12 protein-coding genes are annotated in these 12,624 nt (G+C 32.8%); 11 read left to right on the top strand and 1 reads right to left on the bottom strand.

Going from position 1 to position 12,624, the window contains the following annotated elements; translation table 11 throughout:
* The 11 genes from EZH24_RS01880 to EZH24_RS01835 all read left to right on the top strand — a co-directional run.
* On the top strand, positions 1–1,033 hold a 1,033-nt coding region (locus EZH24_RS01880), incomplete at its 5' end, for an EscU/YscU/HrcU family type III secretion system export apparatus switch protein (RefSeq protein WP_137997445.1).
* Between the two features lie 19 nt (positions 1,034–1,052).
* Positions 1,053–3,152 (top strand): flagellar biosynthesis protein FlhA, encoded by a 2,100-nt coding sequence (locus EZH24_RS01875; protein WP_336596086.1) that lies wholly within the window; start codon positions 1,053–1,055, stop codon positions 3,150–3,152.
* A 50-nt stretch (positions 3,153–3,202) separates the two neighbouring features.
* Entirely contained in the window at positions 3,203–3,376 is a 174-nt protein-coding gene (locus EZH24_RS14770) for a hypothetical protein (RefSeq protein ID WP_170310822.1), read from the top strand.
* Positions 3,377–3,394: 18 nt separating this feature from the next.
* A complete protein-coding gene (locus EZH24_RS01870; protein WP_137997443.1) occupies positions 3,395–5,128 on the top strand; it encodes a flagellar biosynthesis protein FlhF in 1,734 nt (577 codons plus the stop codon).
* Between the two features lie 30 nt (positions 5,129–5,158).
* Positions 5,159–6,058, top strand: coding sequence for a MinD/ParA family protein (locus tag EZH24_RS01865; RefSeq protein ID WP_137997442.1), 900 nt, complete (start codon positions 5,159–5,161; stop codon positions 6,056–6,058).
* 8 nt (positions 6,059–6,066) lie between these two features.
* On the top strand, positions 6,067–6,729 hold the full coding sequence (locus tag EZH24_RS01860; protein WP_137997441.1) for a hypothetical protein: 663 nt from the start codon (positions 6,067–6,069) through the stop codon (positions 6,727–6,729).
* A gap of 69 nt (positions 6,730–6,798) precedes the next feature.
* A complete protein-coding gene (whiG, locus tag EZH24_RS01855; protein WP_137997440.1) occupies positions 6,799–7,605 on the top strand; it encodes an RNA polymerase sigma factor WhiG in 807 nt (268 codons plus the stop codon).
* 23 nt (positions 7,606–7,628) lie between these two features.
* On the top strand, positions 7,629–9,599 hold the full coding sequence (locus EZH24_RS01850; RefSeq protein ID WP_137997439.1) for a DUF342 domain-containing protein: 1,971 nt from the start codon (positions 7,629–7,631) through the stop codon (positions 9,597–9,599).
* Between the two features lie 81 nt (positions 9,600–9,680).
* Positions 9,681–10,394, top strand: coding sequence for a DUF4145 domain-containing protein (locus EZH24_RS01845; protein ID WP_137997438.1), 714 nt, complete (start codon positions 9,681–9,683; stop codon positions 10,392–10,394).
* A gap of 78 nt (positions 10,395–10,472) precedes the next feature.
* Positions 10,473–10,916, top strand: a complete 444-nt coding sequence (locus tag EZH24_RS01840; RefSeq protein WP_137997437.1) for a hypothetical protein — start codon at positions 10,473–10,475, stop codon at positions 10,914–10,916.
* A gap of 110 nt (positions 10,917–11,026) precedes the next feature.
* Positions 11,027–11,692, top strand: a complete 666-nt coding sequence (locus EZH24_RS01835) for an HAD-IA family hydrolase (protein ID WP_137997436.1) — start codon at positions 11,027–11,029, stop codon at positions 11,690–11,692.
* On the opposite strand, the gene recO is transcribed toward EZH24_RS01835, so the two are convergent.
* Positions 11,681–12,469 (bottom strand): DNA repair protein RecO, encoded by a 789-nt coding sequence (gene recO / locus EZH24_RS01830; RefSeq protein ID WP_137997435.1) that lies wholly within the window; start codon positions 12,467–12,469, stop codon positions 11,681–11,683. The genes EZH24_RS01835 and recO overlap by 12 nt on opposite strands.
* Positions 12,470–12,624 lie beyond the last annotated feature (155 nt).

The raw sequence follows: 12,624 nt of genomic DNA, 5'->3' as shown, positions 1-12,624 counted from the left end.
CGAGAGAGGAAGGGGTAGAGTAGTAAATTCCGTAGAAATAAATCAAACTTTGGTATTAGCCGTGACTTTGGGATTGATATTTATTTTGGCGGGATATTTGACGCATACGGTTGGGCAGTTTTTCATGGAAATTATAAATAAAATATCGGACGCGGATAACACAATGAATTTAAATAGTTTGCCCGATATATTTTTAAGTATAATATTTTTAGTCGCTAAAACTGCGGGAATAATTTTATTTGCCGCTTTGATAGTGGGAGTCGGAGTCAATTTGGCTCAAACGAGATTTTTATTTACCGTTAAAAAATTGAAACCTAATTTCAAAAGAATAGCGCCTACTTGGACGAATTTCAAAGAGAGAGTTTTTGTCTCTCCTCAAAATTTAATGAATCTTTCTAAAATACTTTTTAAAATGATTGTAATAGCCATTCTTACTTTTACGACTATAAACGGAAAACGAAACGAATTATTTAATATGATTAATATGGAACTCTCTCAAGCTATGAATGTGTTTTTCTTTATAGTTTTGGAAATGCTTGCGAAAGTTATAGTATTTTTAATAATAGTTTCCGTATTCGATTATTTCTTTCAAAGAAGACAGCATATAAAAAGTTTGAAAATGACAAAGTATGAAATGAAAGAAGAGTTTAAAGAAATGGAAGGAGACCCTTTGGTAAAAAGTCAGTTGCAAGAAATGGCAAGAAAGATAGTAAATAGAACAATGCTTAAAGCCGTGCCAGAAGCGGATGTTATAATAACGAACCCGACTCACTTTGCCGTGGCCTTGAAATATAATAACGGAGATTACGCTCCTATGGTGACGGCGAAAGGAGCTGACCATATAGCTTTAAGAATAAAAGAAATTGCGAAAGAAAACGAAATTGAAATAGTGGAAAATAAACCTTTGGCAAGAGAGTTATTTTACAATGTCGATATAGGAAAATATATACCCGAAAAACTTTTTCATGTCGTATCAAAAATACTCGGCGAAGTTTATAGAATACGCGATGAAAAAATGTCGAGAGCGATGTAGGAGATAAAAAATGGCGGAAATGAATATTCCTTTCAAAATACCTAATGCCAATAATTTAGGAAGACATACGGATGTTATGTTCGCTATAGCTGCGGTTATGGTTATTATGATGTTAATCATACCTTTGCCAACTTTTATTTTGGATTTGCTTCTTGTGATAAATATAATAATCTCTCTTTTAATACTTCTTATGGTTTTGAGTATAAAAAGCGCGAGCGATTTTAGCGTATTTCCTTCGGTCCTGCTCGTTATGACGGCGTTTAGACTCGCTTTAAATGTTTCCACTACGAGAGCGATTTTGTCTCAAGGAGCAAGTTTTGACGGAAGAGTAATTACCGCTTTTGCCAATTTTGTTGTCGCGGGCAATGTGGTTGTCGGAGTCGTAATATTTATTATTCTTATAATAGTTCAATTTGTGGTTATCACGAGAGGAGCTACGAGAGTATCGGAAGTTGCGGCAAGATTTGCGCTCGATAGTATGCCTTCAAAAATGATGGCGGTTGAAAGCGAACTTCAAGCGGGAGCTATTAACGATAAAGAAGCGGAAGATAAGAGAAAGAAAATCAGAGGAGAGAGCGATTTTTACGGAACTATGGACGGAGCTTCAAAATTCGTTCAAGGAGATGTTATAGCTGGTTTGATTATTACGGTAATTAATATTGTCGGCGGATTTATAATCGGCGTGACTATGAGAGGCGAGCCGTTTAATCAGGCGATTGACACATACACTCGTTTTACAATCGGAGACGGTTTGGTGAGTCAGATTCCAGCTTTCTTTATGAGTTTTGCTACTGGACTTTTAGTTACAAGAAGCAGCAGCGAGGATAATTTATCGACTCAAATTGCCGTTCAAATATTTGCAAAACCTAAAAATTTATTTATAGGCTCGGGATTCGCTTTCTTTTTAATGATTTTGCCCGGATTTCCAAAACCCGCGTTATTGGTAATATCTATCGCTTTATTTTTAGCGGGATATTTAATGAGAAAAGAACAAAAAGAACTTGGAATTAACGAAGACGGAACTAAAGCGGAAGCTCCAGAACAAACTCAACAGGGACCTTTGGATGTCACTCCTTTACTAAAAGTAGAAAAAGTCGAGCTTTCTGTCGGAACTTCTTTGATTCCTTTGGCTTTAGAATCGGAAGGCGGAGATTTGATAAATAGAATAAGCAGAGTTCGTAGAGAATTGGCTTTAGAAATCGGTTTGGCAGTTCCTCCCGTTCGTATTGTCGATAATCAGGCGATAGAACCAGACGAATATACGATAAGCATCAACGGAATTGAAATGGCAAAAAATTTCGTTCGTCCGACTATGCTTTTGGCTTTGAATTCGGAGTCTAAAGAAAAACCTACGGAAGAAGCCGAAATGGTAAAAGAACCCGCGTTCGGTTTGCCCGCTTATTGGATTAAAGTTGACGAAAGACATAACGCCGAACAGAAAAAATTTACTCTATTCGAGCCAAGCACGGTTATAGCGACTCATTTTAGCGAAATAATTAAAAGAAACGCAAATCTCATTATCGGCAGAGAAGAAGTTCAAGAAATGCTCGATAGAATCAAAGACGAAAATAAAGCGCTTGTCTCCGAAATATTGGCGGCTAAACCTCATAACGAAAGTCCGCTCGGATATATACAAAAAGTTTTGCAGAATCTTTTGCAAGAGGAAGTGCCTATTAAAAATAATGTGGCAATACTCGAAGGAATCGCCGATGCAATTTCTGTTATGGGAAGCGAACAAGCTACCGAACTTGTGAGAAGCAGGCTCGCTCCTCAAATATCTCAAATGATTGCAGACGCGGATAAAAATATTAAAGTTATAACATTTAGTCAGCAATTGCAAAATAATATAGCTCAAAATCTCGTCAATACGGGAAATTTGCAAGGCAGTCAAATGATAGCCATGAGTTTTGAAAGCATGCAGAATTTGATTAAAAATATAAAAGACGCGATAAAATTGGTAAACGATTCGGGAGTAGCGGAGATAATATTTTTGACTTCGCCTTTAATAAGAAAACCTTTATATCAATTTATAGTGAAGAATATTGGAAAATATAAAGTGGTATCCACAGCCGAAATTATGCAAGGTTATAATGTTCAAGGAGTGGCGAGCATTAAATGAAAATAGTAAGAATTATTAAATAAAATATAGATAAACGGAGAAAATAAATTATGAAGACTATTAAAATTTTTGGAAAGAATAGAGAGCAGATTGAAAAAATAGCGAGAGACAAATACGGAGAAAGCTATTTTATTATCAGCATCAGAGAATTAAAAAGAAAAACTATTTTTGGAATCATAAGAAAAGAATTTGAAGTTTCTATCGGCGTTTTAGAGCAAAATTAAAATTGAGGAGTTATAATCATGGCATTAGTGGATATAAAAGAATTTAGAGCGGAAACAAAAACGGAGGCTTATGCAAAAGCTACGGTGCAGTATGGCAGTAATTTTATGTTATTAAAAGAGTGGCAGGAAAAACCGAAAGGTCCTTTGGGATTGTTCAAAAAGCCAGAATGGGTCGTTAGAGTAATGCCTATTGGCAGTCATAATAGAAAAAGCGAAAGTAAAAGTGTCGTTAAAGAATATTCCAATAAGGATAACGATTTGGATTCTTACGAGGATAAACTTATAAGCGATGAAAAAGAATTGAATAAACATAAATATACCACGGAAACTATAGACGGAAGCGAAATGGGAGAGAGAATAGTGGATATGATTAAACGTTTAAAAGAGGCTCAATATATCAAAAAATCCGAAGTTCAATCAACCGTTCAATCGGATACAAATAACGACATTCATAATAGTTTAAATTTATCTCCAAATATCCAAACGAATAATTCGCCCGAAAAAACCATTAACGAAAGAATTATGGACGAAAAAATTAATAACGATAGAATGGAAAATTTTAATAACAATAATTTTAATAACAGAATAAAAAATAATAATTTTAATCCTTTATCTTCTTTTAACAATTCTTATAATTCTTCTTTATTCGGAAACTCGATGTTAAGCGACAGTTATTATAATCGCAAAAATTCTATAGACGAAAATATTAAAAAAATGGTAGAGTCGCAAGTAAAAGATATTGTTAAAGAATATTTTGAAAACAATGTTCCTAATTTTAATAGAAATAAAAATATCGACAATAATAACAATAATTATTATAATCGCTACGAATCGGAAAGAAGCTCTATTAATAAAACGAGATATATCAGAGAAAATAGAGAAGATTTTGATTTTAATAACGATATTGACGATAGGAGAAAAGATTATCGCGATGACGATAGAGATAATTTTGAAAATGCGGACGCTATGGAAGAAAGTTTCAATTATTTAAGAGATAGAGAATTTCCCGAAGAGACTTTACTTAATTTGAGGGAATATTTGCTTACTTCGAGCAACGCGAGATTTTTCCAATCGAACGAAATTATAAGAGAAGAAATAGAAAAATATTTTACGAACAAATTGATACTTTCGGACGGAATAGATATAGGGCATAAAAAGAAAATAATCGTTTTTGTGGGACCAACGGGAGTCGGCAAAACTACGACTATACCGAAAATAGCGGCTCAATATATAAGGTCGGGTAGAAAAGTTTCTTTTGTGACAATAGATAATTATAGAATAGCGGCTGTCGACCAACTTCAAAGATACGCGAGCATTTTAAAAGTGCCGTTTACAAGCGCAAGCAATCCCGAAGCTTTGAGGGCGGAAATAAGAAAGATGGATAACTCTTCTCTGTTGTTTGTGGACACTATGGGACGCTCTCCTAAAGGAACGGACGAGATAATTTCTATGTCAAAATATTTTAGCACGGTTGGAAGATTCGATATGGATATTCAGCTCGTTATGAGTTCCACTGCAAAATATAAAGATTCTGTAAAAATACTCGAGGCTTTTAAGCCCGCAAATTATAAAGGAATAATATTAACGAAAGTTGATGAGACGGATTATTTGGCTTCTTCGGTATGCGCAATAACGGGGACGAAAACTCCGATAACTTATGTCACTTATGGACAGGGAGTTCCAAAAGATATATCCACGGCGAAAAAATACGGAATAAAGATAATAGAAAGTTTATATGGAAATTTAAAATAATTTATAATTAATTAGGATTTATAATATATTATGAAAGACCAAGCGGACGAATTAAGAAAAATGATGGGCGCAAAAGACAAACGACCTCAAAGAATTATAAGCGTTTCAAGCGGTAAAGGAGGCGTAGGCAAAACCAATATAGCCGTTAATTTGGCTATAGCTTTGCATGAATTGGGGCAGAATGTTCTTTTGATAGACGCCGATTTGGGACTTGGAAATGTCAATGTTATATTGGGAAATATGCCCGAATATAATTTGTATCATGTCATAAAAGGCGTTAAGAAAATGCATGAAATTGTAGTCGATACGGAATACGGAATAAGATATATTGCGGGAGCTTCTGGGTTTTCTTCTTTGGCTAATTTGTCGGCTAGGGGATTAAGCAAATTAATTAGCAGTATGGATTCTTTAAATGATGCGGATATTATTATCGTGGATACTGGAGCGGGAATTTCCGACCAAGTGGCGTATTTTTGGCTATCTTCGGATGAGAATATAATAGTGACGACTCCAGAACCTACGGCTGTATTGGACGCTTTTTCGGTAGTCAAAGTTATTGCGAGCGAAGATTCGGAAGCGGATATTAAAATTTTAGTAAATAGAGTTACAAAACCTTCGCAGGCTAAAGTCGTTAGCGACAATATTATAAGCGCGAGTAAAAATTATCTTAATATGGATGTTAAATATTTGGGATATATTTTTGAAGACAAAACGATTCCTTATTCGGTTTCGCAGCAATTTCCTTTTTATCAATACGACAATAAATGTCAGGCTTCGATGTCGATACATAATATTGCAAAAAAAATTGCGGATATGGAATATAGCGACAGTAGAGATACTAAAGGTTTGTCGGGTTTTATGGAAACTTTGTCTCGTTTTCTTACAAAAAATGGCAATGTAAAAAACGCTAATATAAAAAAGAGTAATTAGGAGCGGTTATGGAGAATATAGTTAATAAATTAAAAAGTTATTTTTCGTCCAATTTCGGAAAATTGACTCTGTTTATAACCTCTTTATCTTTTTTGGCTACTTTGATTCTTTCGGTTATTTTGAAAAATAGAATCGATATTTCCATTTTGAAAGCGCTTATTTCTTCCGTGATAACCATATTGATATTATACGGTTTGAGTATAGCTTTGAAGAAATATTTGGCGGATATAATAGAATCTTCCAATATTGAAACTATTTCCAATGTTTCGGACGATACTTTAGGCAATATTCCTAACGATTCCTCGCCCGAAGAAACGAATAATTTGCAAACTTCTAATGTTGGCGATGGCGATATATTAACCGAATCAAAACCCGAAAATAATTCCTCTTCAACGTTTGAAGATATTATTAAGCCAAAAGAGACCGTTAAAAACGATTTTAATATTGATAAAAATAATAAAGCGGGTTATGATAACTTGAGAGGCGATATAGGAGATATTATATTAAACGCTTCGTCTTATCAAAGTTCTCCGAATATTTCCGATTCGGGCGATTATTACGGCGGCGATAAAAAAATAAACGAAAGAGTTATGGAAAGAGAAGTTATGGAAGACCCCGAAAAAGCCGCATTGGCAATAAGAACGGCGATAGCGAAAGATAAAGGAAAATAAAGGCAAATTATTTTTAGTTTTTAATAAAGTTAATAAGTTATAATAAAAAATTAAATAGAGTGGTTCATTATGAAAAAGAATAAAAAAGACATATTACCGAATATAACCGATGAAAACGAACATGAATATTGGTTGGAATTCAAAAAAACTTCATCTCCTCATATAAGAGAGGCTATAGTGCTAAAATATACTCCTTTAGTAAAATATGCAGCTGGTAGAATACACACGGCAAATATTAGAGGAGTGGATTTTGAGGATTTAGTAGGTTTTGGATTTTTCGGACTTTTGGATGCTATAGACAAGTATGACCCAAATAGAGATATAAAATTCAAAACTTACGCGCTTACGAGAATACAAGGTTCTATATATGACGAATTTAGAAAAATAGATAGTTTGCCAAGGTCGGTTCGTAAAGATATAAAAAGGATTCAAGAAGCTACCGAAGTATTGGAATTAAAATTAAAAAGAAAAGCGCAGCCTCAAGAAATAGCTAAAATGCTTAATATAGATTTGGCTAAGTATAATGAAATCATGGGATATAATATTCAAGCCTCTACAACTTCCTTAAGCGAGGTTTGGTATTTGGGAGACGATTCGGATGAGATTTCTATTATAGATACTTTAAAATCGAGCGATAAAACAAATCCAGAATATTTAGCTGAAAGAGAAGAGGTTCAAAAAGAGATAGTGAAGGCTTTGAAAAGACTTCCCGATAAAGAACAGCAGGTATTGATATTATATTATTATGATGAATTAACTTTGAAAGAAATAGGCAAAGTATTGGATGTATCCGAGAGCAGGGTATCTCAGCTTCATACGAAAGCCATACAAGATTTAAGGCATAGTCTTTCGGAAATAAAAAAAGCTTTATTATAATACTATTAAGCGTAGGATATTTTATGAACGAATTGAAAAGAAAAATTTTACAAAGTAATTTTTATAAGAATATTTATAATTCTCAAAATTCTCATTCGGTGGAATTGTATGTTAATTCTTTGGAACAGGGAATGCAAGAAGCATCCGCAATATTTCAATGTCCCGTTTACGAATTGACTTATAAAGTGATTAGAGACAGAAGCGGAGGATTTTTAGGAATAGGCGGAGGAAAAATATTTGTCCGATACACTCATATAGAATACGAAAAATCCAAAATAAATATGGGAACGGACAAAGATTATACTTCTATTGAAAATGGCGAAGAAGATAATATTTTAGTGGATAAAGACACGAAAATAATCGTTAGAGTAAAAAGAGACGGCGTATTTTTGAAAGTGTCTCCTCCTGTGGCGGATGGAAAGAGGATAGAAGATATTGCCGCGTTGGAATCAAAATTGATAGAATCTGGAATAAAAGAATACGATTCCAATTTGGCTAAAAAGATTTTAAGCGAGCAGAAAGGCGAATATAAGAAAATAGCCGAGTGGGATTCTTCAAAAGCGGCATATAATGCAAGACTCAATTATTCCGTTACGGAAGATAAAATGCAAGCTTTTGTAACTATGAGCAAACCCACAAACGGCGGAAGAGAAATGGATTTGATAGATATTAAGGAGTTGCTTGAAAATAGCGGAATCGTTTACGGAATACAAGAAGAAAGTATTAATAAATCTTTGGAAGAAGGCAATTTTAATATCCCAATTCTTGCGGCGGAAGGCAATCCTCCAATCAATGGAAAAGACGCGAAAATAGAATTTTTGGTTAATGTAAATAAAAAAATTATACCTAAATTTATAGGCGAAGAAGAAAGTATAGATTATAAAGATTTAAGCATTGTCGAAAATGTCGAAGAAGGGCAGAGGTTGGCTGAAAAAATCGAAGCGAGCGAAGGCGAAGAAGGAACGACCGTATTTGGAGATAAAATTGAAACCAAAGGAGGAAAGGATATAGACCCTAAAGAAATATTGGGCGATAATGTAAAAATGTCGGACGATGGAAAATTTGTAATCGCCTCTATAAACGGGCAAGTGGTTTTGAAAGGAAAATTATTGAGCGTAGAGCCTATATTCGAAGTTGCGGGCGATGTGGGACCAGAAACGGGAAATATCAATTTTATCGGAAGCGTGCTTGTTAAAGGAAGCGTTAATGATAATTATTCGATTAAAGCCGAAGGAAATATAGACATTCAGGGAACGGTTGGAAAATGCGACCTCGAGGCAAAAGGCGACATAATGGTTAAGCTCGGTATTCAAGGAAATGAAAATAGTTTCGTTAGAGCTGGCGGAGATGTTATAGCCAAATTTATACAATTTTCAAATATAGAAGCGGGAAATAATGTAGTCGTAACGGAAGCGATTTTAAATTCAAATATAGACGCCGACAATAGAATAATACTTATAGGAAAGAGAGCGTCAGCAAGCGGCGGAAGATTAAGAGCTTTGAACGAAGTAAACGGAAAAGTTTTGGGTTCTCAAGCGGGAGCGAAAACTTTAATAGAAACGGGAGTGAGTCCCGCTAAAAGAAGAGCCATCGAGGAAATGGAAAGAGAAAAAGAAGAATTGGATATGGCTATAGAAGAGATTGAAAGAGGAATAAAATCTTTAGAGCAAGCGGCAAAAATAAAAAAATTGGACGATGAAAAGAAAGAACAATTGCAAAGTTTAAAAGAGCAGCTGGAACAATCGAATAGCAGAAGAGAGGAAGTCGTTTTGAATAGAGAAAGTATGATTCAACAAATGGAAATAGAAAAAGTGGAATCGACTATAAGCGCGGGAAAAGAAATGCTATCGGGAGTCGAACTTGTTATAGGAAGCGCCGAGTTTTCAATAAGGCAGAATTACAAAGCTGTTACTTTTTACGAAGAAAACGGAATAATATTGAGCGAAAAATACAGAGGCGAGCCTAAAACCGATAAAAAGCCAGATAGAAAATAATTCGTTTTTATTCATAACTTGAAATTTAAAATTTATATGTTATACTACAATTAATTACATATGTTAATATAAATATAAAAAATGGAAAACAATTTTAAAGAACCAAAATTCAATACAACTCCTTTCACATGCCCGCATTGTCAAGCTATTGCTCAAATGAATTTCATTACACCAAATAAAATAAAACAAGGTATTTATCTTAATTTACAAGATATAAAAGAGAACTATTTATATGCAAGTGAGAATGCACGAAATAGAGTAAATGATATAGAGCATATAGTAGATATTTATGAAAAGTTTGCAAACTCATTTGCAATTTGTCAAAACTGTAAAAAAATTAGCATTTGGGTAGATGAAAAAATGATATATCCAAAACCTCGTTTAACTCCTTTACCAAACAAAGATTTACCAGACGACATAAAAGCCGATTATGAAGAGGCTTCGCTTATCGTTCAAGATTCGCCAAGAGGTGCTTGCACTTTATTGCGGTTGGCATTGCAAAAACTAATGATATATTTAGGAGAAGATAAAAACCTTGATAAAGCTATTAAGAGTTTGATTGATAAAAAAATTATTAATGAAGATTTGCAAAAAGCGTTAGATTCCGTTCGGGTTATAGGTAATAGCGCCGTTCATCCGAATGAATTGGATATAAAAGATAATCAAGGAATAGCTATTGCGTTGTTTAAAATAATAAATTATATAGCCGAGAAAATGTTAACCGATAAAAAGAAAGTAAACGAAATTTACGATATTCTGCCTGAAACTGCGAAAAGAGAAAACAGAAAAGATTAATATTCTTAAAAATAGAAAAATACTTGAAAAAAAATAATTTATGTATATACTATAAAATAAAAAAGCGAGGCATAAATAATGCGAAAGATATTAATTTTATTTTTAATTATTATAGGAACATTAACAGCGCAAAATACGCAAGAGGTAAAAGTAGAGGTTGTAAGTCCAAATAAAATAGTAAAAATAATTAAATCGGATAGGGATGGTTTATCGCAATTAATATTGACAGGAAACAATGGAAATATAACAGTAGAAATAAAAGACAGAAGAATAAAAAAAGGCGATACTGCGGAATTAATGTTAAGAAAAGGAAAATTGATAGTTTATGATGTTAGTCAATATATTAACGATGGTGGAATAACTATAACAGGAAGTAAAGCGGAAGAGATTTATTATAATTTATACAATATAGAATTTTTATTTTTAGATGTAAATAATATCGAACATAGCACTTTTATTTTGACAAAATTAACTACTGAATTAAGAAAATATAAAAAACCTTTTGGAGCGGATGATTTTTAATCATGGACGATAAACAATTAATTAATGAGAGTATAAAAGTTGCCGATGTTCTTGCAAAAGAACTATCTTTTTGGAAACGATTATTTACAAATAAATAGAATAATCTTAATATGCCTAAATACGAAAATATTTTATTCGACCTTGACGGAACTATAACAGATTCGGCTATCGGCATAATAAACGGCGTTATATACGGAATAAAAAAGATAAACGAAATTCATAATTTAAATATAGAAATTCCTTCAAAAGATATTTTAAGAAAATTTATAGGACCTCCGCTCGATATAAGTTTTATGAAATACTGCCATAAAGATGAAAATCTTGCAAACGAATTCATAAAATATTACAGAAAAGATTATAACGAAAATGACGGTTTATTTAACTGCAAATTATACGATGGAATTTTTGATTTAATAAAAAATCTGCATGATAAAAAATTTAATCTCTTTGTGGCGACTGCAAAACCTAAAGAATCGGCTGTTAGAATAATAGAACATTTTAATTTAAATATTTTCTTTAAAGAAATTTACGCTCCCGTATTTGGCGAAAAATCTAAAAATAAAACCGATGTTCTAATTAAAGCTTTATCAAAAGAAAAATTCGACAAGTCAAAAACCATAATGATTGGCGATAGAATAGACGATATTGACGGCGCTAAAAATGTTGGCATTGATTCGATTGCCGTTAGATACGGTTTCGGCGAAGATAAAGAATTTGAAAACGCCACTTATATTGTTGACGATGCAAAAAGCGTATTTGATATATTAATTAAATAAAACTTCTTCCAATACTTTAAGGCTTTTGAAATTTTTGTTTAAATGATTGAAAAGAGATTTATTCATTATATCTCTGACATTTGTAATCGAGTTTATATAAAAATTATTTAATTCTTTATTTTGGGCTATGTCGATTAAAGAAGTTTTTTTTATTATTCTCATAAAATCAATATCGCCTTTTTCAAGTTTGATTGCGTCTTTTGAGCTTATTTTACAATTATCGCATATAATTCCGCCTTCGGTTATCGAGTAAAAATCGGCGTTTCTGTTGGAACATAAAATACAGGAATCCAACTGCGGAGATATTCCCGCAATATAAAGAACTTTCATTTCAAACGCTCTTAAAAGTATGTTTATATAATTTTTTAATAAATCGTTTTCGTTTAATAATAATTTTTCTTCTTCCAATTTTTCCAAAGCGTTTAATATTTTTTCCATAAGTATAAAATATCTTTCGTCAAAATCTTTTGCGGAATATAATAAAACCTCTCTTATATAAAAAACGGCAAGCGAAGAATAAATTGATTTTTCGAGCAGATTATAATTTTTTATTATTGAAGATTCTTTTAATATAGATAAATTGGGTTGTTTCTTTTGATATAAACTTATTTGTATTTTAGATACGGTTTCAAAGTCCGAACCGAACGCTTTTGAATCTTTTTTCGCTTTATAGCAAATAGCGTCTATTATAGAATTTTTTGTAAGAAACGAAGCTATAATTGAAGAAGTTTTATATTTATTGTAAGCGAGAATGAAAGCTTGGGTGTTATTTATCAATTAAAAATTCCTTTAAATTTTATTTTAAATTTTTGATTATTTTAAAAAAGGGCAGGCTAAAAAACCCGCCCCAATGCCATCCGTAACAGATTAAGCTTGATGTATAGCGTTGCTTGGACAAACAGGCTCGCAAGCGGCATAGTCGGTGCATTTGT

Source organism: Brachyspira catarrhinii, assembly GCF_005518285.1.
GTDB classification, from domain to species: Bacteria; Spirochaetota; Brachyspiria; order Brachyspirales; family Brachyspiraceae; genus Brachyspira; species Brachyspira catarrhinii.
Note: the sequence above shows the minus strand (reverse complement) of the source record. Positions and strands in the feature narration are given on the sequence as shown.

Excerpts from the sequence above, each read along its gene's own strand:
- EZH24_RS01835 (WP_137997436.1), top strand. The coding sequence starts at position 11,027 with ATGCCTAAATACGAAAATATTTTATTCGACCTTGACGGAACTATAACA.
- EZH24_RS14770 (WP_170310822.1), top strand. The coding sequence starts at position 3,203 with ATGAAGACTATTAAAATTTTTGGAAAGAATAGAGAGCAGATTGAAAAA.
- EZH24_RS01840 (WP_137997437.1), top strand. The coding sequence starts at position 10,473 with ATGCGAAAGATATTAATTTTATTTTTAATTATTATAGGAACATTAACA.
- EZH24_RS01860 (WP_137997441.1), top strand. The coding sequence starts at position 6,067 with ATGGAGAATATAGTTAATAAATTAAAAAGTTATTTTTCGTCCAATTTC.
- whiG (WP_137997440.1), top strand. The coding sequence starts at position 6,799 with ATGAAAAAGAATAAAAAAGACATATTACCGAATATAACCGATGAAAAC.
- EZH24_RS01875 (WP_336596086.1), top strand. The coding sequence starts at position 1,053 with ATGAATATTCCTTTCAAAATACCTAATGCCAATAATTTAGGAAGACAT.
- EZH24_RS01845 (WP_137997438.1), top strand. The coding sequence starts at position 9,681 with ATGGAAAACAATTTTAAAGAACCAAAATTCAATACAACTCCTTTCACA.
- EZH24_RS01870 (WP_137997443.1), top strand. The coding sequence starts at position 3,395 with ATGGCATTAGTGGATATAAAAGAATTTAGAGCGGAAACAAAAACGGAG.
- EZH24_RS01850 (WP_137997439.1), top strand. The coding sequence starts at position 7,629 with ATGAACGAATTGAAAAGAAAAATTTTACAAAGTAATTTTTATAAGAAT.
- EZH24_RS01865 (WP_137997442.1), top strand. The coding sequence starts at position 5,159 with ATGAAAGACCAAGCGGACGAATTAAGAAAAATGATGGGCGCAAAAGAC.